This is a genomic window from Mesorhizobium sp. M8A.F.Ca.ET.161.01.1.1 (genome assembly GCF_004792105.1).
In the GTDB taxonomy this organism is placed as follows: domain Bacteria; phylum Pseudomonadota; class Alphaproteobacteria; order Rhizobiales; family Rhizobiaceae; genus Mesorhizobium.
This window is the reverse complement of the sequence record NZ_SRTD01000003.1, coordinates 458,107-476,925: the sequence shown is the minus strand read 5'-3', so window position 1 is coordinate 476,925 and position 18,819 is coordinate 458,107. Positions and strand designations below refer to the sequence as shown.

The following is an 18,819-nucleotide window of genomic DNA, read 5'->3' as shown; positions in this document are numbered from 1 at the left end:
TTGCAACCATTTTCGCGATCTGCAAACTGCCCCGCTAGCCAATTTCGCCTCTTCTTGACAAGCGGTGCCTGCCGGATGCTAGTTGCCGCCAGACGCCTGGATGTGGGGGAATTGCCGTGAGGAAGACCTATCAAAAGCCGGTGCTGGTGAAGCGCGAGCTGCTGTCGGCCGTGACCGCGGCGCCGCCTGGTTCGGCACGTTGATCCGCAAGGCGTGAGCGACGGGAGGGCTTCTCCGCTCACAGTTCCTTTTCCGCCAACTTCCTGAATTCGTCCGGCACTGATCGCGCCGCCTCCAGCGCCACCGTGCCGTAGCCGACCGCCTGTTTGCCGAAGCGCTCGCGGATCTTGTCGACGGCGCGGTCGGCGCCGAAACGGGCGAGGCCCTTTCGGCTGCCGGGGCGGCGCTTTTCGTCGGCAAGGCCGAGCGGCAGGTCGAGCTGCAGCTCGGCGCTCTCTTCCAGATGCGAGACCGAGATCGCCAGCAGCGAGATGGTTTTCTCCCGTGGATGGTCAGCGAGCACGCCGCGCACCAGGTCCGTCGCGATCTCGGCCAGCATGATCGTTGCCGAGATCGGCTGTTCCAGCGTGATCGAGCGGGTGACGGCGCTGAGATCGGCGAAGCGCACGCGCACCGTCACCGTGCGGCCGGGGCGGTTCTTGGCGCGCAGCCGGCTGGCGACGCGGTCGGCCAGATGCAGCAGTGTCGGCACGATCACCCGCGCCACGGCCGGCTTTTGCCCAAGCGCCGATTGCGCGCCGGCAGAATGCGCCCGGCGCTTCGTCTCCAGCTTGCGCGGGTCGCGGTTCCACGCCAGGGCCGCGAGCTTGTCGCCGGCGGCGGGGCCGAGCAGCCGCGTCAGCGCGCCGCTGTGGGTGCGGGCCAGTTCGCCGATGGTCTCGACGCCGATCTCGGCCAACCGCGCCCTGGTTGCCGGCCCGACGCCCCACATCAGCGAGACCGGCAAATCGTGCAGGAAGGCAAGCTCGGTGCCGGGGTCGACCACCACCAGCCCGTCGGGCTTTGCGACCTGCGAGGCGATCTTGGCCAAGTGCTTGGTGCGCGCCACGCCGATCGAGATCGGCAGGCCGAGTTCTGCCCGCACACGGCGGCGGATCACCGTGGCGATCTCTCGCGGCGAGCCGAACAGATGCGTGCAGCCGGCGACATCGGCAAAGGCCTCGTCGATGGAGATGCGCTCGACCACCGGCGTGAAATCGTCGAGCACCTTGATCGCCGCGTCGCCCAGCCGCTGGTAGTCGCTGAAATTGCCGCCGACGAAGATCAATTGCGGGCAAAGCTCGCGCGCCTTGCGCCCCGGCATGCCGCCGCGCACGCCGAAGGCACGCGCCTCATAGGAGGCAGCGAGCACCACGCCGCCGCCGACCGCGATCGGCTTGCCGCGCAGCGTGGGGTCGAGCAACTGCTCGACCGAGGCATAGAAGGCGTCGAGATCGGCATGCAGGATGGTGGCCGTTGTTTCCATCCTGTTCCGCTCATCCGCGATTGCTGATAGACCGGAACATATAGAGAACAAAAGTGGACCATTGTCAATCGGGAGGCAGGTTGTGGAGGCATCTCGTTGGGGAGTGTGACCTAGTTCAAATGCTTCGACTGGCTACCCAGGCGGCAGTGCTGCCCTCATTGCCCTGCCGGGCATTTCTCCCCGTATAGTGACGGGGAGAAAGGGCGGCGGCTCCGCCGGCGACCCGCGGCGCCGACTTTCAAGGAAGCTGCTTCGCCCTTAGAACAGCGCTCCCGCCTACACCATATGCTCTGCCCGCAGTGCCACCTTCATCCGTTCCAGCGCCGGCTCGCCGCCGGCAGCCAGTTCCTCGGCGATACGGGCCAGCTTGTCATCGGCGTTGCGGTGCTTGCTGCCCCAGGCGCCGAGCGTGGCAAGCACCGGCAAGAGGTCGATACCGGCCTCGGTCAGCCGGTAGATTGCCTTCAATCCGTGGCTCGGGTCGTCGCTGCGGGTAAGGATGCCTTCGTCCTGCAGTGTCTGCAGCCGCTCCGCCAGGGTGCGCGAGGAGATGCCTTCATCGGATTGAAGGAACTCGCGGAAATGCCTTTTGCCGGCGAAGATCAGGTCGCGGATGATGAGCAGCGTCCAGCGGTCGCCGAGCAGTTCCAGCGACAGGTTGATCGGGCAAGCGGATCGTTCGCGCGTCGACATCCCTATGGTTCCAATTTTAAATCACTTTACTATTGACATCATTTTTCCCGACAGGTCAAATGGTTCCGAAAGTAAACCATCCTTAGGCAAATCTGATGAGGACACCCGATGAAAAAGCTCATCCTGCAGATGCAGATGTCGGTCGACGGTTTCGTCGGCGCCGACGCCGATCACCCGTGGCAGCTCTGGGAGTGGGGCGACGACAATGGTTGGGACGCCGAGCTGAAACAGGATTTCAACGCCGTGTTCGCCGGCATCGACACCATCCTGCTCAGCCGCAAGATGGCCGAGGAGGGCTATCTCACCCATTGGGGCAATGCGGCGAGGAAATATCCGGCCGATCCCTTCTATGCTTTCGCCCGGCGCATCGTCGAAGCGCGCAAGGTGGTGCCGAGCGACAGGCTCGAAGCCTCGCGTTGGGAGCGCACGACGGTGGTGAGCGGCGACCTGCCGCGCGAGGTCAACGCGCTGAAGGCGGGCGAGGGCGGCGACATGGCCGTCTTCGGCGGCGCCGGCTTTGCGTCGGCGCTGATCGCGGCCGGGCTGGTCGACGAGTTCCAGCTGTTCGTCAATCCTGCCGTGCTGGGCGCCGGCCGCCGTATCTTCGACGAGGGCGGGTTCCGAAACCTGCGGCTGCTCGGCTCGAAGGCCTATGCCTGCGGCATGGTGGTCAGCCGCTACGCGCAGGCAGGCTGATCCGGCGCATACTGGCCTCGCCCCGATAAAAAAGACGTTTGGCCGGAATCCTTTGCCCGCTTCTCTTCGTCTTCAAGATGCGGTCGTCGAAAGGGCGGCCGCATCGATGCTGAATGGAGAGACAGACCATGATCCTGGTGACAGGCGCCACCGGCCTGAACGGCAAGGCAATCGTGCGCGAGTTCGCACGGCGGAAGTATCAAGTGCGGGCGCTGGTTCGCGATCTGGACCGGGCATTCGCGGCAGGGCTCGGCGGACTTGCCGGCGTCGACCTGATCGAGGGCGATATGCGCCGGGCGGAGACGCTTGGCGCGGCACTCGACGGCATCGATCGCGTGCTGATGATTTCGACCGCCGCGCAAGACATGGTCGAGACGCAGTGTCGTTTCATCGACGCCTGCAAGCAGGCCGGCGTCACGCATGTGGTGAAGTTTTCCGGTGCCGAATCCAACATCGGCTATGACGCGACCAAGTTCCGCTTCACGCGCATGCATGAGGAGGTCGAGCGCTATCTGGAGGGAGCCGGCATGGCGTGGACTCACCTGCGCCCCAGCCAGTTCATGCAGGTCTATCTGCGCGACGCGCCGACCATTGCCACGGAAGGCGCTTTTTATCTCGCGCTCGGCGATACCGAACTGTCGCCGGTCGATGTCGAGGACATCGCCAAGGTCGCCGTCCGGCTGCTGCGCGATGGCGGCCACGAAGGCGAGAGCCTCGACATGACCGGACCCGAGGCGCTGACCATGAGCGACATCGCGGCGCGGATTTCGCAAGGGATCGGCAAGCCGGTCCGCTATGTCGATATCAGCCCGCAGGAGCGCCGGCGCAATCTGCTGGCCGCCGGCGTCCCTGCCGACTTCGCCGATGCGCTCGACGAGCAACTGGCGGAGCGGCGGCGGCGGCCGAAATCGCGGGTGCATCTGGCCACGCATGAGATGTTCGGCGTGCGGCCGACGCCGTTCGTCGAATTCGCCCGGCGGCATGCCGCGATGTTTGGCGGCTGAGCGCGTCGGCAAAAAAGCGCCCGCCACCACGTATCCTTTTTGCCTGCCCGTACGTCTCTGCCTTCGAAGGTCGCGCCTTCCGCGATCCGCAACCCCAGGAGAATATCATGGCGAGCATCGAGAGCGAGGCAAACAGGAACCATTACGCGGCGATCGCGGCCAATGCGGGCAAGCTGACCAGCCCGCAGGCGATCATCGACCACAACGATGTCCATTGGACGGCGCTGACCGGCGAGCCGCGCGGCGTTGACTATATCGAGGTCGATGCTGGCGGCGTGCCGGCGATGTGGGTCGTGCCCAAGGGCGCCGACGAGCAGCGGGTGCTGTTTTATGCGCATGGCGGCGGCTTCATCGGCGGCTCGATCTACACCCACCGCAAGCTGGTCGGCCATCTCGCCAAGGCCGTCGGCTGCCGGGCGCTGGTCTACGATTATCCGCTGGCGCATCAGGCCAAGCATCCGGCCCAGCTCGAGGCCGCGATGGCAGCCTGGAACTGGCTTGTCGACCAGGGCTTCGACACCCGGCGGATCGTGATCGCCGGCGACTCCTGCGGCGCGGTGCTGACCTATGGCGTCCTGCAGCGGCTGCGCGCGCAGGGGCGGCCGCTGCCCGTCGCCACGCTGATCATCTCCGGCTGGTTCGACATGGCGATGACCGCCGCCAGCTACGAGACCAACCGCGAAAAAGATCCGGCCTTCGCCAAGGCTGGCGTCGACTGGCTGGCGGCCAACTTCATCGGCGATGCCGATCGGCGCGATCCCGAGGTCAGCGCGCTCTACGCCGATCTCTCCGGCTTTCCACCCGTCTTCCTGCAGGCCGGCGCCGACGAGACGCTTGTCGACGAAAGCCGCATGTTCGCCGAGCGGGCGAGACAGGCAGGCGTCGAGACCCGGCTCGACGTCTTCGACGGCATGCTGCACTCCTTCCAGATGATGGCCGGGCGGGCGCCGGAAGCCGATGATGCCATTGCCCGCTTCGCCGCCTGGGTACGGCCGAGACTGGGGCTGCCGGCAGCCGGTGAGAAGACCAGCGAAAAGGCGGCGTGATCATGCGGCGGCTGATCGTGTCGAGTTTCGTCTCGCTGGATGGCGTCATCGAGGGACCCATGACATGGGCCTCGCCGTTCTTCGTCGGGGAGAATGTGGACCATGCCTTGCAGGCGCTTTCGAACGTCGAGTTCTTCCTGCTTGGCCGCGTCACCTACGAGATGTTCTTCGCACGCTGGCCAGACATCAGGGATAGCCCCTACATGGACCGCATCAACGGCCTGAAGAAGCTGGTCGCCTCGACGACGCTGAAGACGGTGTCGTGGAATGCCACCTTGCTTGATGGTGACGTTGTGCAAGCGCTCGCCGCGATCAAGCGGCAACCGGGCGGCGACATCCTGAAATATGGGGTGTCGCAGCTCGACCGCACCTTGCTTGGCGCGGGGCTGGTGGACGAGTATCATCTGTCGATCGTGCCAACATGGGTCGGGCACGGCAAGCGCGCCTTCGACGATGTCGGACCGGTCGATCTCGATCTTGTCGGCACGCATCGTTTCGCCAACGGCGTGGTGACCCTGACCTATGTGCCGCGATGAACCAGCAGATCCGCAAAACCCCCGAGACGACGCAAGCCATGCGGGCCTGGCCTGAGCCCGACCGCGTGTTCGACCTGCGCTATGCCGCGTTCCTGGAGACGGTTTCGCATCTGCGCGCCAGGTTGCATCGCTATTGCGCGCGCATGACCGGCTCGGCGCTGGATGGCGAGGACATCATGCAGGAGGCGCTGTTCGAGGCCTATCGCAAGATCGAGCTGCTCGACGATGCGCAGGCGCTGCGGCCGTGGCTGTTTCGCATCGCGCATAACAGGTGCATCGACTTCATCCGCAATCGCCGCACGCGGCACGCGGCCGAAGCCTTCTATGCCGGCGACGATATCGTGCTGCCGGTCGAGCCGGCCGGTCCGGGCGCCGGCCGCGCCATCGAGCGGCTGGTCGTGCATCTGCCGCCGAAGGAGCGCGCCTGCGTGCTGCTCAAGGATGTCTTCGACCATTCGCTGGACGAGATCGCCGATTTGGTCGGCTCGACATCGGGCGGCGTCAAGTCGGCGCTCAATCGCGGCCGCGCCAAGCTCGCCGCCTTGCCCGCGCAACCGGTCGCGGTGCCACCACATAACCCGGAACTGGAGCGGCTGCTTGACCGCTATGTCGCGCTCTTCAATGCCAGGGACTGGGACGGGGTGCGGGCGCTGACCAGCGCCGATGCGCGGCTGCGGGTCTCGGACTGCTATAACGGCCTGCTCTCCCGCTCGCCCTACTTCGTCGAATATGAGCGCAGCGAGCTGCCCTGGCGCATGCGGCCAGGCACGATCGAAGGGGAGATCATGCTGGTCGTCGACAGGCAATATGGCGAGGTCTGGCGGCCGGCCTATCTGGTGCGAATCCATGCGACCGGTGGGGCGATCGACCGCATCGCAGACTATTATGCCTGCCCGTGGATACTGGACATGATCGCCGCCGACGGAGTGACCCGCTAGGCCGTTACCTGGAGAGGAAATCCGTGATCAGCTTGACGGTGGCATCGGGGTTTTCCTCCATGATCCAATGGCCCGATGCGGGCACGACGGCTCCGGTCACGTCCGTGGCGACGAGACGCAGGATGTCGGCCTGGCTGGTGCCGGCCGATTTTTCCGCACCCGCGGCGAGCACGGGCATGGACAGCTTGCCGCCGCTGGCCAGCATCGCCTGGTTGTCGATGGCGTCCTGGTCGAATGCCTTGAACTGCTCGAAGGCGTCATGCATGGCATGCGGCCGTGCATAGAGTTTTGCGTAGTGGGCGCGCGTCGCCTCGTCGATCTTCTTCGGGTCGGCCGACAGTTCGTTGTAGAAGCGGTCGAGGTAGATGCGCTCGCGACCCGCGACCAGCCGCTCCATGTCGGGGCCTCGGAAGTTGAAGTGCCACAGCAGCGGGCTCTGCTTGATCTTGTCCCAGTCGCCTATACCCGGCAGCGGCGCGTCGATGACGACCCATTTGGCGATGCGCTTCGGATATTGCGCGGCCAGCGCATAGCCGACCATGTTGCCGATGTCGTGCGTTACCAGCTCGGCCTTGTCGATCTTCAGCGCGTCCATCACGCCGGCGATGTCGACCGCCTGGTTCTTCTTGGTGTAGCCGTCGTCGGGATGCGCCGAAAGGCCCATGCCGCGCAGGTCCGGCACGATCACCGTGTGATCCTTCATCAACGCAATCGCTGCCGGCGCCCACATGTCGCCGGTATCGGCGAAGCCATGCAGCATCACGATCGCCGGACCCTTACCGCCGACGCGGACGTGCAGGCTGGTGCCGTTGGTCTTGATCGTCTGCGTCTTGAAGCTGGCAGGAAAGGCGACCACGCGGGCTGAGGCCGGAACGCTCATTGCCAACAAGCCGAGCACGATGACCAAAGGACGAAACATGTAAGCACTCCTGGAGATTTTGTTCTATCACCGCGGTATCGCGGTTTTGTGAACTATGACACCATGCCCTTGATTTCGTTAGGCGACGGTCGCCTGATTGTGAATTCGGGAAAGCCGAACAATGCTGAAGCTCGAAGCCGCCGCCGCCTTTGTCGCCGTGGCGGAATCCGGTTCGATCACCGAAGCGGCCCGGCGCATGGCGCTGTCGAAATCCGTCATCAGCGAGCGGCTGTCGGAACTCGAACGCGGCCTCGGCACGAAGCTGCTGGACCGCACGACGCGCAAGCTTTCCATCACCGAGACAGGACGAAGTTTCTATGAACGCGCCAAGCGCATCATGCAGGAGGTGGCCGATGCCAGCGCCGAGATCGCCGAGCGCCGCGGTGAACTCGCCGGGCCGCTCAGAATAGCGGCGCCGACCAGTTTCGGAATCCTGCATCTCGGCCCGGCGCTGTATGGCTTCCTGGCCAAGCATCCGGGGATTGAGCTGACGCTCGATCTCGACGACCGCTTCGTCAGCATAGTGGCCGACGGCTACGACGCCATTTTGCGTCACGGGCCAGTGGTCGACGACGGCCCCGTCATCGTCAGGAAGCTGGCTTCCAGCCGGCGCTTCCTGGTGGCCGCGCCGGACTATCTCGAGACATTCGGGCGGCCCGAGACCGTCGAGGACCTGAAACGCCACAAGGGCATCATCTATTCGATCCGGGGCGCCGCCGACTGGCGGTTCAAGGTTTCACGGCGGCTGATGACTGTCCGCTCTCAGACCACGTTGCGCGTCAACAACGGGATCCTGATGCGCGATGCCGCGCTTGCCGGCCTCGGCCTGGCCCTGCTTCCCGCCTATTTCATCCAGGCGGAAATCGCCGACGGGCGGCTGGTGAGCGTCGATGTCGGCGCCGAGCCGGAAGGAGCCAGCATCTACATGGCCTTTCCCGAGGACCGGCGCGGATCCGCCAAGCTGCGTGCGCTCACCGCATGGCTGCGCGATGTGTTCGGCGACCCGCCCTATTGGGAAGCATGAGGCCGGCATTCACCTGGCATCGTGGAAGATAATGCCGACCGTGTGGCGCATGCCTGAGCGCAGCCGGCTGACGCCGTGGCGCAAATTGACGCGGTAATTGCCTTTCGTGCCCTGCACCGGCCGGTTGTGGACGGCGAAGGCCACCGCATCACCCTGGCGCAAGGGCACCACTTCGACCCGGCTCTGCATGCGCGGCCGCTGTTCGGTCAGCGCGAATTCGCCGCCGGTGAAATCCTCGCCGGGCTCTGAAAGCAGGATCGCCACCTGCAGCGGGAAGGCGAGGTCGCCATAGAGGTCCTGGTGCAGGCAGTTGAAGTCGCCGGGCACATATTGCAGCAAAAGCGGCGTCGGCCTGACCTGGCCGGCGGCATGGCACTGGTCGAGGAACGCGGCATGCGTGGCGGGGTAGCGCATGGCGATCCCCATGCGCTCGTTCCACCGGTTGGCGACCTCGGCCAGCCTGGGATAGAGCGCGCCGCGCAGGCCGCCGATCAGGTCGGGCAGGGGATAGCGGAAATAGCGGTATTCGCCCTTGCCGAAGCCGTGCCTGGCCATGTGGATGTGGCTGCGGAAATGCTGCTCCTGGGGGTAGAGGCCGGCGAGTTGCCGGCACTCTTCGGGTGAGAGCAGCTTTTCCATCACCGCGCAGCCGAAGCCGTCGAGCTCGGTGGTGAGCGCCGGCCAGTCGTAGGCGGCGATTCGTGTCTCGGCGGCTTCGACCAGCGATGGGGCAACCCTGGCGTCGGCGTTCATATCGCGGCCTCCCGCTCCAGCAAGGCGCGCTTGCGTTCGGTCCCCCAGCGGTAGCCGGACAGCGAGCCGTCGGCGCGCAGCACGCGGTGGCAGGGAATGCCGAGCGCGATGGGGTTGGCGGCACAGGCCGTCGCCACGGCGCGGGCGCCGTCCGGCATGCCGAGGCGCCGGGCAAGGGCGGTGTAGGTGACCTTGGCGCCGCACGGAATGGTGCGCAGCGCCTCCCACACGCGCTGCTGGAAGGGCGTGCCGTGGCGCATGTCGAGCGGCAGGTCGAGGCCGGCGCCGGGCATTTCGATGAAGCGCGCAATCGCCGCGAGATCGCCGCGCAAGCCGGCCTCGTCTTCAAGCTGCATCCTGCCGGGGAAGCGGTTGGCGAGGTCCTGTTCCAGCGTATTGGCGTCGAAACCGATCAGGATGGCGCAGACGCCGATGAGGCTGCGCGCCACGAGGATGCGTCCAAGCGCGGACTGGCCGATGGCATAGGTGATGGTGTCGAGGGCGGCGCTGGCGGCCGTCGCCGGCATATGGGTCTGCATGTGGTTCATTGCCTTCACTCCTTCTGTGTGCCTGAACCCTAGCCACGGGCCGGATGTTCCTCACTCCGATGCTTGCTTTCAAATTCAAATCTCGGGCGCCTGAGGACGCGGAGGCAGGTGCTCTACGGCGCCCCCCTGCCGGACATCTCCCCCACGAGGGGGGAGATTGGATGTCATCATCGCCTTCGCCAATTTCCAACGTTGCAAGAATGAGCGGGGCGCCAAAACTGCCGATCTCCCCCCTTGTGGGGGAGATGTCCGGCAGGACAGAGGGGGGCGCCGTAGAGTGCTGAGGTGTACTAGGCGACACGTGTGACGCAGGCCTCGCCGAGCAAGAACACCTCGCCTGATAACAGCCGCAGCTCGATCTCGCCGGTGGCGGTGCGGTTCCACTCAGCCTTGCCTCCGTGGACCAGTTCGCCGATGGCGGCCATGACCAGCGCCTTCGCGTCCTCTCTGACGGCAGCGCCGTTGGCGATCTGGCTGTTGGCACCGGTGGTGGGAGACCTGGCCATCGCGCGCATTGCCGAATCCTCGTCAGGCCCGCGAGGACCGGTAGGTCGTCGCCGTCCCGCCGGCCTCGCGGTCGAGCAGCGCGCGTTTGCGCTCCGCGCCCCAGGCATAGCCCGACAGGGCGCCGTCCTTCCTGATCACGCGGTGGCAGGGAATAGCGACCGCAAGGGCGTTGGCCGCGCAGGCGGCGGCGATGGCGCGGGTCGCCTTCGGCGCGCCGACACGCCGCGCGATCTCGGCATAGGAAACGGTGTGGCCGGCCGGGATGTCCCGCAAGGCCTGCCAGACGCGCTGCTGGAACGCGGTGCCGCGCACGTCGAGCGGCAGGTCGAGACCGAGCGCCGGCGTCTCGACGAAGCCGACGACGCGGGCGACCAGAGCCTCGTAGTCGCCGTCGCCGCCGACCAGCCGCGCCTTGGGGAAACGGTCCTGCAGGTCGCGCACCAGCGCGTCGGGATCCTGGCCGAGCAGGATGGAGGCGACGCCCTTGCGGCTCGATGCGACCAGGATTGTGCCGAGCGAAGTTTCGCCGACGGCGAAGCGGATCTCTTCGTTGGCGCCGCCGGCGCGATAGCGCGTCGGCGTCATGCCGAGCATGCCGGTCGACTTTTCGTAGAAACGCCCGCTCGAATTGAAGCCCGCATCGTAGATCGCCGATGTCACGCTGACGCCGTCTTCCAGCCCCTGGCGGACCCGGGCGGCACGGCGGGCCGCTGCATACTCTTTCGGCGTCAGCCCGGTGACCGCCTTGAAAACGCGGTGGAAATAGCCGGGGCTGCGGCCGGCGGCATCGGCCAGTTCGGCGAGCGAGGGTTCCTCCTCGCTCGCCTCGATCCTGCGGCAGGCATCGGCGACCATCGCGACGTTGGCGGCCTCGAGCGAAGGGCCGTCCGGATTGCAGCGCCGGCATGGGCGAAAGCCTGTCGCCTTCGCCTGGTGTAACGTGTCGTGCAACTGGACATTGGCGGGGTTGGCGCGCCGGGACGGACAGGACGGCCGGCAATAGACGCCGGTCGTGGCCACCGAATACCAGAATGCGCCATCGGCCGACTTGTCGCGCGCCACGATGCGCGCCCAGCGCGGATCGTCGTCCACCGGCAGTGGCGCGGGTTGCAGATGTTTGGTCAGGGTGATGAACATAAGCGCATAGAAGCCGCCAAAAGGCCGCCTCGCCACCCGTTTCCTGCCAAACGGCGCAGATCGCGGTCGATGAGCCTCGCTGTCCTACGCCGCGCGCTTGGGCTCCACCGCGAAGGGGCTGAGGCCGAGCCAGGTCTGCATCTGCCTGCCGATGGCCTGGTCGCCGGTCAGGACGACCTTCGCGCCGGCCTTCTCGACGGTGAGCAATCCCATCCAGATCGCCGTCATCGTGTGCAGGTCGGTCGAGACATAGAGGTCGACGTCGAAGCCCGGATCGTACCAGCACAGGTCGACCTCGCCGTGCTTTTCGACGATCAGCCACCAGGAGCGTTTGGAGGCGGGGAGTTCCTGATACAGAAATTGTATCACCGTGCGTCCTTCCGGCAGCGGCGAGGGGTTCAAATTGCGCCGCATGTCCCACATCAGCAGCGACGGATCGAGATTCTTCAGCGACAGCCGGGACTCGACCCATTTCTGGCCCCAGAACCCCATCGCCTCGACGACCGGGCGCAGATCGCGGCCGGCCTCGGTCAGCCGGTAGTCGAAGATCCCTTTCTCTCCCTGGACCTCCTTGCGCTCGACGATCCCCGCCAACTCTAGCTCCTTCAGCCGTTGCGACAGAAGGGTCGGCGACATTTTCGGCACGCCGCGGCGCAGGTCGTTGAAGCGGGTCGATCCCGCCACGAGCTCGCGCATCAGCACCATCGTCCAGCGGGTGCACAGCACTTCGGCGGCCATCGATAGCGGGCAGAACTGTTTGTATCCGTGCTGGGTCATGACTGTGCCTCTCCCTCGAACCTGCGGCCAACATTAGTCCTTCGTGATTGAAGCGGCGAGTACAGAAACTGTACCGGCCCGGTACAGATCGCGGACTGGCTGGCGCTGGCCCTGCCATGCGAGCCCTTTGGCCGGTGCACGGGATACCCCTGTGCGCCGCAACCAGGAGACCACAATGACTGCTTACGTTATCGCGGACATCAAGATGAAGGACCCGAAGTGGGTCCCGGCCTACGCCGCCTCGGTGCACGACCTCGTCCACAAGCATGGCGGCAAATATCTGTCGCGAAGCGGCAATGTGACGACGCTCGAAGGCATGCCGCTCGACACGACGCTGATCGCCCTGATGGCGTTCCCGTCGGAAGCCGCGGCGCGCGCCTTCACCAGCGATCCGGCCTATGCGCCTTTCGTTTCGGCCCGCCAGGACGGCAGCGACAGCCGTTTCCAGCTGATCGACGACACCGATCTGGCCGGAACGATCCCGTACCTGCCGAAGGGATGACCGGCATTCGCCGCGTTTTCGGGATCTCCACGCAACAACAGCCACGGCGCTTGCCTGTCGCGCCGCCGTATTGCCGGCGGCCGGCCAGCCGTGCTTTTTCAACAGGAATGGAATGGATATGAAGTCAAACTTTCGCAGCGGGCTTCTCATGGCGGGGGCCGTGCTGGCTGTCTGCACGACCTTCGCACAGGCGCATCAGGAGGCGGCGGGCGCGCCGGACGCCAATCCGCTGGCCGAAAAGGTGCGGGCAGCCAACAGCCGGTTTCTCGACGTCAACGCCGCGACGGCGGAAGGCTATGCGCCCATTCCCTGCGCCAGCGGCATCACCGGCGGCGCCATGGGCATCCACTATGTCAATGGCGGGTATCTGAAGGACGACAAGATCGATATCGCCCGTCCCGAAGCGGTGATGTACGAGCCGATGGCCGACGGCACGCTGAAGCTGGTGGCGGTCGAATACATCACCTCGAAGGGGCCGGCGTCGCTCGAGGGACAGCTGTTCAACTTCAACAGCGCGCCCAACCGCTATGGCCTGGGTGAATTCTACGAACTGCATGTCTGGGCCTGGAAAGGCAACCCGACCGGCACCTTCGCCGACATGAACCCGAAAGTGTCATGCGAGCACGTGATGGCACCGAGCCAGTAAACGGCACGGCCAGGCGGCGCCAACGCCGCCTGGCCGAACTCTCGAATTGCATGAGGCTCTCAGGCGGCCTTGATCAGGCCGAGCTGGGTGAGGGCGGCGACGCCGTCGTCGAGGCCGATTTCCTCGACGATCCTGCCGTCGATCACCTTCAGCACCGTGGTGCCGGTGAAACGCATGGCGCGGCCGGTGGCGGCGGGCAGCGAACCGGTGAGGAAATCGCTGAAGGCCGGGCCGGTATGCGTGCCGCCGCCCTCCCACTGGCCGACGACATAGTCGCCCTCGGCGATGAGATCGGCGGTCGCCCAGAAGTTGAGATCCGGGAAAGCGGCACGGAAATCGGTCATGAAGGCCTTGATGTCGTCGCGGCCGCGGCGCGGCTCGTGCAGCGAATATTTCAGCAGCATGTCGGGCGCGGCGACGGCGTCGACGACTGAGAGGTCGCAGGTTTCACCCCAGAAGTCGGTGAACCATCTGACGACGACGGCCTTGTTGTCTTCCTGCTTGGTCATAGGGAGGTCCTCTTCTTGTCTGGTTTGGAGATCACCTGTGTCGATGATCCCCAGCCATCCCTAGGACGACCCGACGCGCGCAGAACTCCGGATCTTGCCGGCCAATCGAAAGGCGCAGAGCAGCAACGGCCGGTCATGGCGGCGCACCTCCGCCGCCTTGCGCGACAAGTAACGCTTTCTTCTCTGGTTTTGCCGCAGATTGCCCCGCGGGATGGGGCAGGCGAAACGGACAATGGCTCGTCAGGGCAGGAAAAATCGCAACGGAGCGTTCTGGGCCAAGGCCCTGGAGAGCGCCCATCTTGGCGTCTGGGACTGGAATCTTCGCACCGGCGACAGCTTCTATTCGGCGACCTGGGCGCGAATGCTGGGTTACGGCGAGGATGAACTCGCCAACACCAGCGACCTGTGGCTGCAACTGACCCATCCCGACGACCGCGAGCGGGCGCTGGCCAGCGGCGACCGCCACATTGCCGGGCTGACCGACGCCATCGAAACCGAACTCAGGCTCAAGCACAAACAGGGCCATTGGATATGGGTGCTCGACCGCGGCGGCATCGTCGAGCGCGACGTCGACGGCAAGCCGCTCAGGCTGATGGGCGTGCAGACCGACATCTCGAAGCAGAAGGCGGCCGAGGCCGCGCTCGAACAGGTCAATGTGCGCTTCCGCCTGGCGCTCGCCGCCAGCGGCACCGGTATCTGGCACTATGACATGGCCACCAACAAGAGCTATTGGGACGCCCGCACGCGGGACATATTCGGCCTCGTTGCCGACACCGACGAAGTGTCGGGCGGCCTCTGGCATACCTATCTGCATCCCGACGACAAGGAAGCCACCGAGCAGGCGCATTTGCCGACGCCCGGCTCGGACAAGGTTACCGCCTCGCAATACCGCATCATCAGGCGCGACGGCGCCATCCGCCATGTCGAGTCGCTGGTGCGCTTCGTTGCCGCGGCGGGCGCGGCCGGCCTGGTTCTCGGCACGGTGCGCGACATCACCGAGGACAAGCTGCGCGAACAGGAGCTTGCCTTCGCCGCCCGCCATGACGCGCTGACCGGCTTGTGGAACCGCGCCGCCTTCGACAGGCTGCTCGCCGACCATATCGCCACGGGCGTGCCGCTTGCGGTGTTCTACATCGACCTCGACTACTTCAAGGCGCTCAACGATTTCGCCGGCCATGCCGCCGGCGATCTGGCGCTGAAGAGCGTCGCCGCGGGCATTGGCCGCTGCCTGCCGCCATCGGCGCATGCGGCGCGGCTCGGCGGCGACGAGTTCGCGCTGATGGTGCCCGATTGCGACGCCGTGCAGGCCGAGCGGCTGGCCGGCGCCATCCTGGCGGCCGTGCGCGACGCCGATCTCGGCGTTGCCGCGACCTCACGCCGGCTGGCCGCCAGCATCGGCATCGCCATCGTCCGCGACCGCGTCACCACGGTGGCCGACGCGCTGGCCTGCGCCGACGATGCCTGCTACGCGGCCAAGGCCGCCGGGCGCGATCGCTTCGCCCTGTTTTCGACCGATGCCGTCTCCGGCTCGGGCGGCCTCAACGCGGCACGGCTCGCCGCCGACACGGTGGACGCCATGGAGGATGGCAGGCTGAAGCTGTTCGGCCAGGAGATCCACCGGCTGGGCAGGCCCTGGGAAGAGAACCGCCATGTCGAGGTGCTGGCGCGGCTTGCCGGAAAGGACGGTCGGCTGATCCCGCCCGGCGAGTTCATACCGGCCGCGGAGCGCTTCGGCATTGCCGCGCGGCTCGATCGCTGGATCATCCGCACCGCGCTGTCGCGGCACGGCGCGGCGATGAAATCCGGCGCGATCACGCTCGGCTTCAACCTGTCGGCGCAGACGCTGAGCGATCCGGGACTATGGGACTTCGTCGACAGCATCATCGAGGAAACCGGGGCGCCCCATTCGGGCATCGGCTTCGAAATCACCGAAACCGCCGCCGTCACCAATTTCGATGCCGCAGAAACCTTCGTGCGCAAGGCGCGCGAGCGGCACTGCAGGGTCAGCCTCGACGATTTCGGCGCCGGCATGAGCTCGTTCGAATATCTCAGGCGCTTTCCGGTCGATGCCATCAAGATCGACGGCTCCTTCATCGAGCACGTCACGGAAAGCCGCTTCGACCGCGAGATCGTGCTGGCCATCACCAGCATTGCCCGCAGCCTCGGTTGCGCAGTCGTCGCCGAGAAGATCGAGCGGCAGGACACGGTGGCCATGCTGGATGACATGGGCGTCGAGTTCGGCCAGGGATTTCTGCTGCACCGGCCCGAACCGCTGGAGCGGATCGTGGCGCGGGCGGCGCGAATGGCCGGCGGCGCATCGAGACGCATGGCGTCCTGATGGACAAAACGCATGTCGCTCCAAAAGCGACCTGGATAGCGACATGCGTGAAGACGAAGACTTGATGCGCGCAGACCCGTTCAGCGCGACGCGTTCTGTTCAGCCGAGCCGGCGCGCCGCCACTCGCGAAAATTCCAGTACCCCCGGTTCCGGCTTCCTGTGCTGTGCTTCCGCCACGGTCTCGATCAACAGGTCGAGGGCCTCGCATGTCGAACGGCTCGCCTCGTCATTGCCGCGCAGATAGTGGTAGGCGCGTTCGAGATGGAGCCGGGCGGCTGAAAAATCGCTGGTCAATGGTCCCTCCATGATCCCGCCCTAATGTATTTTGGCCGGCCTGGCGCAAGGTGGGGTAAATATCCACAGGCGCTTTTAATTCAAATGCTGGCAAATGCCGCGCGGCGATGGCGCCGCCGTGTCAGGAGTGGCGGCGCCGCGGCTTTGCGCGGTGTGGCGGCGTGGCTAGACTGCGCTCTTTTGTCCGAGGTGAAATCGATGATCGTCCAAGCCTGCATCAACGGCGCGCGTCCGCGCGATTTCCATCCCAGCCTGCCGCTGACGGCGCAAGCGATGGCCGGCGATGCGGCGGCCTGCGTTGCCGCGGGTGCGGCCGAACTGCACATCCATCCGCGGGGCGCCGACGGGCGCGAAAGCCTGGCGGCGGTGGATATGACGGTCCTTGCCGTGCGCCAGGCCTGTCCGGGCACATTGATAGGCGTGTCGACCGGCGCCTGGATCGAGAACGATGTGGCGCGGACCCGCGCGGCGATCGCGGCCTGGCGCGAACTGCCCGACTACGCCTCAGTAAATCTCTCGGAAGCCGACGCACCCGATGTGATGGAGTTGTTGCGCGGGCAGGGCGTCGGCATCGAGGCGGGGCTTGCCACCACGGAAGATGCCGAGCGCTTCGTGGCGCTGGCCGATCATGGCCGCGTGCTGCGCATCCTGATCGAGATCGACATACCGGACCTGCCCACGGCCCTCGATGAGGCGCACGGCATCGCCGCCGTGCTCGAGCGCGCCGGGGTGCGGCGGCCGATCCTGCTGCACGGCGTCGACGGCACTGCCTGGCCGTTCGTGGAGCTTGCGCGGCAAAAGCGCTGGTCGACACGGGTCGGGCTGGAGGACGGCAAGACGCTGACCGACGGAACGGTGGCGAAGGACAATGCGCAGATCGTGGCCGCGGCCGCCGCAATCTTCCGCTCCACGAGTTAAGCTGAACCGCGGCCCGCCTCAGACTTGCTGGCCGTCTGGTGCAGTCCACGCACGCAAAACGTGTTTCTGGATCTTGCCGGACGCGGTGCGCGGCAGCGCCTCGGCGGGCAAGAACTCCTTCGGCACCTTGTAACGGGCGATGTGGGCGGCGCAGTGACTTGCCAGAGCGGCCGAATCCAGGACCCGACCGGATTTGACCACGACGAAGGCGCGGCCGACTTCGCCCCAGCGCTCGTCGGCGACGCCGATCACGGCGGCTTCGGCGATATCGGGATGGTCGAGCAGCACCATCTCGATTTCCATGGGATAGACGTTCTCACCACCGGAGATGAACATGTCCTTGCGGCGGTCCACGAGGGTGACGAAGCCTTCGTCATCGCGCCGCGCGATGTCGCCGGTGCGCAACCAGCCATCGCTGGTGAAGGCGCGCGCCGTCTCTTCCGGCCGGTTCCAGTAGCCCGGCGTGATCGAGGGGCCGGACAGCCATATCTCGCCCGGCTCGCCGGCGGCGACGTCTTGCCCATCGTCGTCGACGATGCGAAGACCGATCGTCGGCGCCGGCAGGCCGGCCGAGCCGGCCTTGCGGGCGATCCGCTCGGCCTCGACCGGCATGCCAAGCACGGTGCCGGCTTCCGTCATGCCGAAGCCATCGACCATGCGGACGCCTTGCCCCAGCCACCAATTGATATCGATGGCCGGGTTCGGCGCGCCGCCGGTGAAGATGGCTGTGAGGGACGTCCAGCGCGCCGGCGCGAAGTCGGGGTGTTCACGCAGCATCCTGGCCATTTGCGGCACGCAGAAATAGTGGGTGACGCCGAGCGCCGGATCGGCCAGGCGGCGATTGGTTGCGCCGGCATCGAAAGCGGGCGAGATCAGCACCGTGCCGCCCTGCAGCAAAGGCGGGCGCAGATTGGTGATGAGGCCGATGACATGGAACATTGGCGCATCGCAGAGGAAGACGCTGGCATGGCCGACGCGCCCGAGCACGCCGAAATTGACCGCAGTGGCCAACGCGTTGCGCTCCGTGACGACGACGCCTTTCGGGCGGCCCGAGGTGCCCGACGTGTAGAGGATGATCGACGGTGCATCGCTGTCCGGCAAGGGACGGCGCGGCGCAGGTGCCTGGGCCTCGACCGCCCTTGCGAAGGCCGCGACTTCGACCGACAGGCAGCCTACCGGCAACGCCATTTCGAGTGGCGCGTCATGCAGCAGCAACACCGGGCCGCAATCGGCCAGGATCGCCTGCCGTTCGGCGCCGGCGAGGCGCCAGTTGAGCGGCACGAAGACGGCGCCGAGCCGCATCGCGGCCTGCTGCAGGATAAGCAGGTCGGCGCTGTTGCGGGCAAGCGTGGCGATCCGTTGCCCCTGTTCGATGCCCCAGGCGGTTTCGAGGACGCCGACGGCGCGCTGGATGGCCCGGTCGAGCACCGCATAAGTCCAGCGCCGGCCGGATGCCAGGTCGACGCAGGCAAGACGATCCGGCTGCGTCCCGGCGTGCAAGGCCACGGGATCCGATGTCGTCCAGGCCGGCATTCGCATCTCCTCCCA

21 protein-coding genes are annotated in these 18,819 nt (G+C 66.1%); 10 read left to right on the top strand and 11 right to left on the bottom strand.

Going from position 1 to position 18,819, the window contains the following annotated elements:
* Positions 1 to 238: 238 nt before the first annotated feature.
* Both dinB and EN804_RS11030 read right to left on the bottom strand, forming a co-directional pair.
* A complete protein-coding gene (gene dinB / locus EN804_RS11035; RefSeq protein WP_135919383.1) occupies positions 239 to 1,486 on the bottom strand; it encodes a DNA polymerase IV in 1,248 nt (415 codons plus the stop codon).
* 276 nt (positions 1,487 to 1,762) lie between these two features.
* Positions 1,763 to 2,179, bottom strand: a complete 417-nt coding sequence (locus tag EN804_RS11030) for a helix-turn-helix domain-containing protein (protein WP_135916759.1) — start codon at positions 2,177 to 2,179, stop codon at positions 1,763 to 1,765.
* Between the two features lie 108 nt (positions 2,180 to 2,287).
* Between EN804_RS11030 and EN804_RS11025 the strand changes: the two genes are divergently transcribed.
* From EN804_RS11025 to EN804_RS11005, 5 genes are all read left to right on the top strand, one after another.
* Entirely contained in the window at positions 2,288 to 2,875 is a 588-nt protein-coding gene (locus EN804_RS11025) for a dihydrofolate reductase family protein (protein WP_127278501.1), read from the top strand.
* Between the two features lie 128 nt (positions 2,876 to 3,003).
* Positions 3,004 to 3,879, top strand: coding sequence for an SDR family oxidoreductase (locus tag EN804_RS11020; protein WP_135919382.1), 876 nt, complete (start codon positions 3,004 to 3,006; stop codon positions 3,877 to 3,879).
* Positions 3,880 to 3,986: 107 nt separating this feature from the next.
* Entirely contained in the window at positions 3,987 to 4,925 is a 939-nt protein-coding gene (locus EN804_RS11015; RefSeq protein WP_135919381.1) for an alpha/beta hydrolase, read from the top strand.
* A gap of 2 nt (positions 4,926 to 4,927) precedes the next feature.
* The gene (locus tag EN804_RS11010) at positions 4,928 to 5,461 is read left to right on the top strand and encodes a dihydrofolate reductase family protein (protein WP_135919380.1); all 534 of its coding nucleotides are present in this window, start codon (positions 4,928 to 4,930) and stop codon (positions 5,459 to 5,461) included.
* The gene (locus EN804_RS11005; RefSeq protein WP_135919379.1) at positions 5,458 to 6,399 is read left to right on the top strand and encodes a sigma-70 family RNA polymerase sigma factor; all 942 of its coding nucleotides are present in this window, start codon (positions 5,458 to 5,460) and stop codon (positions 6,397 to 6,399) included. The genes EN804_RS11010 and EN804_RS11005 overlap by 4 nt, the downstream gene beginning before the upstream one ends.
* A 4-nt stretch (positions 6,400 to 6,403) precedes the next feature.
* Here EN804_RS11005 and EN804_RS11000 read toward each other — a convergent pair whose 3' ends face one another.
* Positions 6,404 to 7,318: an alpha/beta hydrolase gene (locus EN804_RS11000; protein ID WP_135919378.1), complete on the bottom strand. Its 915-nt coding sequence runs from the start codon at positions 7,316 to 7,318 to the stop codon at positions 6,404 to 6,406.
* A 121-nt stretch (positions 7,319 to 7,439) separates the two neighbouring features.
* On the opposite strand from EN804_RS11000, the gene EN804_RS10995 reads away from it, so the two are divergent.
* On the top strand, positions 7,440 to 8,342 hold the full coding sequence (locus EN804_RS10995) for a LysR family transcriptional regulator (protein WP_135919377.1): 903 nt from the start codon (positions 7,440 to 7,442) through the stop codon (positions 8,340 to 8,342).
* Between the two features lie 9 nt (positions 8,343 to 8,351).
* Here the strand turns inward: EN804_RS10995 and EN804_RS10990 are convergent, their stop codons facing one another.
* From EN804_RS10990 to EN804_RS10965, 5 genes are all read right to left on the bottom strand, one after another.
* The gene (locus EN804_RS10990; RefSeq protein ID WP_135919376.1) at positions 8,352 to 9,095 is read right to left on the bottom strand and encodes a 2OG-Fe(II) oxygenase; all 744 of its coding nucleotides are present in this window, start codon (positions 9,093 to 9,095) and stop codon (positions 8,352 to 8,354) included.
* Complete coding sequence (locus tag EN804_RS10985; RefSeq protein ID WP_135919375.1) at positions 9,092 to 9,643, bottom strand: methylated-DNA--[protein]-cysteine S-methyltransferase; 552 nt, start codon at positions 9,641 to 9,643, stop codon at positions 9,092 to 9,094. The genes EN804_RS10990 and EN804_RS10985 overlap by 4 nt, the downstream gene beginning before the upstream one ends.
* Before the next feature lie 290 nt (positions 9,644 to 9,933).
* Complete coding sequence (locus EN804_RS10975) at positions 9,934 to 10,149, bottom strand: hypothetical protein (protein WP_245464454.1); 216 nt, start codon at positions 10,147 to 10,149, stop codon at positions 9,934 to 9,936.
* A gap of 22 nt (positions 10,150 to 10,171) precedes the next feature.
* The gene (gene ada, locus EN804_RS10970) at positions 10,172 to 11,287 is read right to left on the bottom strand and encodes a bifunctional DNA-binding transcriptional regulator/O6-methylguanine-DNA methyltransferase Ada (RefSeq protein ID WP_135919446.1); all 1,116 of its coding nucleotides are present in this window, start codon (positions 11,285 to 11,287) and stop codon (positions 10,172 to 10,174) included.
* Positions 11,288 to 11,371: 84 nt separating this feature from the next.
* On the bottom strand, positions 11,372 to 12,064 hold the full coding sequence (locus EN804_RS10965) for a helix-turn-helix domain-containing protein (protein ID WP_127279717.1): 693 nt from the start codon (positions 12,062 to 12,064) through the stop codon (positions 11,372 to 11,374).
* A gap of 175 nt (positions 12,065 to 12,239) precedes the next feature.
* Between EN804_RS10965 and EN804_RS10960 the strand changes: the two genes are divergently transcribed.
* Positions 12,240 to 12,566 carry a DUF1330 domain-containing protein gene (locus EN804_RS10960; protein ID WP_127279716.1) on the top strand — a complete coding sequence of 109 codons (327 nt, stop codon included), beginning with the start codon at positions 12,240 to 12,242 and terminating at the stop codon, positions 12,564 to 12,566.
* A gap of 112 nt (positions 12,567 to 12,678) precedes the next feature.
* The gene (locus EN804_RS10955) at positions 12,679 to 13,212 is read left to right on the top strand and encodes a hypothetical protein (RefSeq protein WP_189524484.1); all 534 of its coding nucleotides are present in this window, start codon (positions 12,679 to 12,681) and stop codon (positions 13,210 to 13,212) included.
* 59 nt (positions 13,213 to 13,271) lie between these two features.
* On the opposite strand, the gene EN804_RS10950 is transcribed toward EN804_RS10955, so the two are convergent.
* A complete protein-coding gene (locus EN804_RS10950; protein WP_135919374.1) occupies positions 13,272 to 13,721 on the bottom strand; it encodes an ester cyclase in 450 nt (149 codons plus the stop codon).
* 232 nt (positions 13,722 to 13,953) lie between these two features.
* On the opposite strand from EN804_RS10950, the gene EN804_RS10945 reads away from it, so the two are divergent.
* The gene (locus tag EN804_RS10945; RefSeq protein WP_135919373.1) at positions 13,954 to 16,059 is read left to right on the top strand and encodes an EAL domain-containing protein; all 2,106 of its coding nucleotides are present in this window, start codon (positions 13,954 to 13,956) and stop codon (positions 16,057 to 16,059) included.
* 99 nt (positions 16,060 to 16,158) lie between these two features.
* Here EN804_RS10945 and EN804_RS10940 read toward each other — a convergent pair whose 3' ends face one another.
* Positions 16,159 to 16,353 carry a hypothetical protein gene (locus tag EN804_RS10940; RefSeq protein WP_189524483.1) on the bottom strand — a complete coding sequence of 65 codons (195 nt, stop codon included), beginning with the start codon at positions 16,351 to 16,353 and terminating at the stop codon, positions 16,159 to 16,161.
* A gap of 198 nt (positions 16,354 to 16,551) precedes the next feature.
* Between EN804_RS10940 and EN804_RS10935 the strand changes: the two genes are divergently transcribed.
* Positions 16,552 to 17,271: a 3-keto-5-aminohexanoate cleavage protein gene (locus tag EN804_RS10935; RefSeq protein WP_127279310.1), complete on the top strand. Its 720-nt coding sequence runs from the start codon at positions 16,552 to 16,554 to the stop codon at positions 17,269 to 17,271.
* A gap of 18 nt (positions 17,272 to 17,289) precedes the next feature.
* Here the strand turns inward: EN804_RS10935 and EN804_RS10930 are convergent, their stop codons facing one another.
* Positions 17,290 to 18,804 (bottom strand): AMP-binding protein, encoded by a 1,515-nt coding sequence (locus EN804_RS10930; protein ID WP_246693414.1) that lies wholly within the window; start codon positions 18,802 to 18,804, stop codon positions 17,290 to 17,292.
* Positions 18,805 to 18,819 lie beyond the last annotated feature (15 nt).

What these genes read in the sequence shown, in the direction of transcription:
- dinB (WP_135919383.1), bottom strand. Translation starts at nt 1,486, where the DNA reads ATGGAAACAACGGCCACCATCCTGCATGCCGATCTCGACGCCTTCTAT.
- EN804_RS11030 (WP_135916759.1), bottom strand. Translation starts at nt 2,179, where the DNA reads ATGTCGACGCGCGAACGATCCGCTTGCCCGATCAACCTGTCGCTGGAA.
- EN804_RS11025 (WP_127278501.1), top strand. Translation starts at nt 2,288, where the DNA reads ATGAAAAAGCTCATCCTGCAGATGCAGATGTCGGTCGACGGTTTCGTC.
- EN804_RS11020 (WP_135919382.1), top strand. Translation starts at nt 3,004, where the DNA reads ATGATCCTGGTGACAGGCGCCACCGGCCTGAACGGCAAGGCAATCGTG.
- EN804_RS11015 (WP_135919381.1), top strand. Translation starts at nt 3,987, where the DNA reads ATGGCGAGCATCGAGAGCGAGGCAAACAGGAACCATTACGCGGCGATC.
- EN804_RS11010 (WP_135919380.1), top strand. Translation starts at nt 4,928, where the DNA reads ATGCGGCGGCTGATCGTGTCGAGTTTCGTCTCGCTGGATGGCGTCATC.
- EN804_RS11005 (WP_135919379.1), top strand. Translation starts at nt 5,458, where the DNA reads ATGAACCAGCAGATCCGCAAAACCCCCGAGACGACGCAAGCCATGCGG.
- EN804_RS11000 (WP_135919378.1), bottom strand. Translation starts at nt 7,318, where the DNA reads ATGTTTCGTCCTTTGGTCATCGTGCTCGGCTTGTTGGCAATGAGCGTT.
- EN804_RS10995 (WP_135919377.1), top strand. Translation starts at nt 7,440, where the DNA reads ATGCTGAAGCTCGAAGCCGCCGCCGCCTTTGTCGCCGTGGCGGAATCC.
- EN804_RS10990 (WP_135919376.1), bottom strand. Translation starts at nt 9,095, where the DNA reads ATGAACGCCGACGCCAGGGTTGCCCCATCGCTGGTCGAAGCCGCCGAG.
- EN804_RS10985 (WP_135919375.1), bottom strand. Translation starts at nt 9,643, where the DNA reads ATGAACCACATGCAGACCCATATGCCGGCGACGGCCGCCAGCGCCGCC.
- EN804_RS10975 (WP_245464454.1), bottom strand. Translation starts at nt 10,149, where the DNA reads ATGGCCAGGTCTCCCACCACCGGTGCCAACAGCCAGATCGCCAACGGC.
- ada (WP_135919446.1), bottom strand. Translation starts at nt 11,287, where the DNA reads ATGTTCATCACCCTGACCAAACATCTGCAACCCGCGCCACTGCCGGTG.
- EN804_RS10965 (WP_127279717.1), bottom strand. Translation starts at nt 12,064, where the DNA reads ATGACCCAGCACGGATACAAACAGTTCTGCCCGCTATCGATGGCCGCC.
- EN804_RS10960 (WP_127279716.1), top strand. Translation starts at nt 12,240, where the DNA reads ATGACTGCTTACGTTATCGCGGACATCAAGATGAAGGACCCGAAGTGG.
- EN804_RS10955 (WP_189524484.1), top strand. Translation starts at nt 12,679, where the DNA reads ATGGATATGAAGTCAAACTTTCGCAGCGGGCTTCTCATGGCGGGGGCC.
- EN804_RS10950 (WP_135919374.1), bottom strand. Translation starts at nt 13,721, where the DNA reads ATGACCAAGCAGGAAGACAACAAGGCCGTCGTCGTCAGATGGTTCACC.
- EN804_RS10945 (WP_135919373.1), top strand. Translation starts at nt 13,954, where the DNA reads ATGGCTCGTCAGGGCAGGAAAAATCGCAACGGAGCGTTCTGGGCCAAG.
- EN804_RS10935 (WP_127279310.1), top strand. Translation starts at nt 16,552, where the DNA reads ATGATCGTCCAAGCCTGCATCAACGGCGCGCGTCCGCGCGATTTCCAT.
- EN804_RS10930 (WP_246693414.1), bottom strand. Translation starts at nt 18,804, where the DNA reads ATGCCGGCCTGGACGACATCGGATCCCGTGGCCTTGCACGCCGGGACG.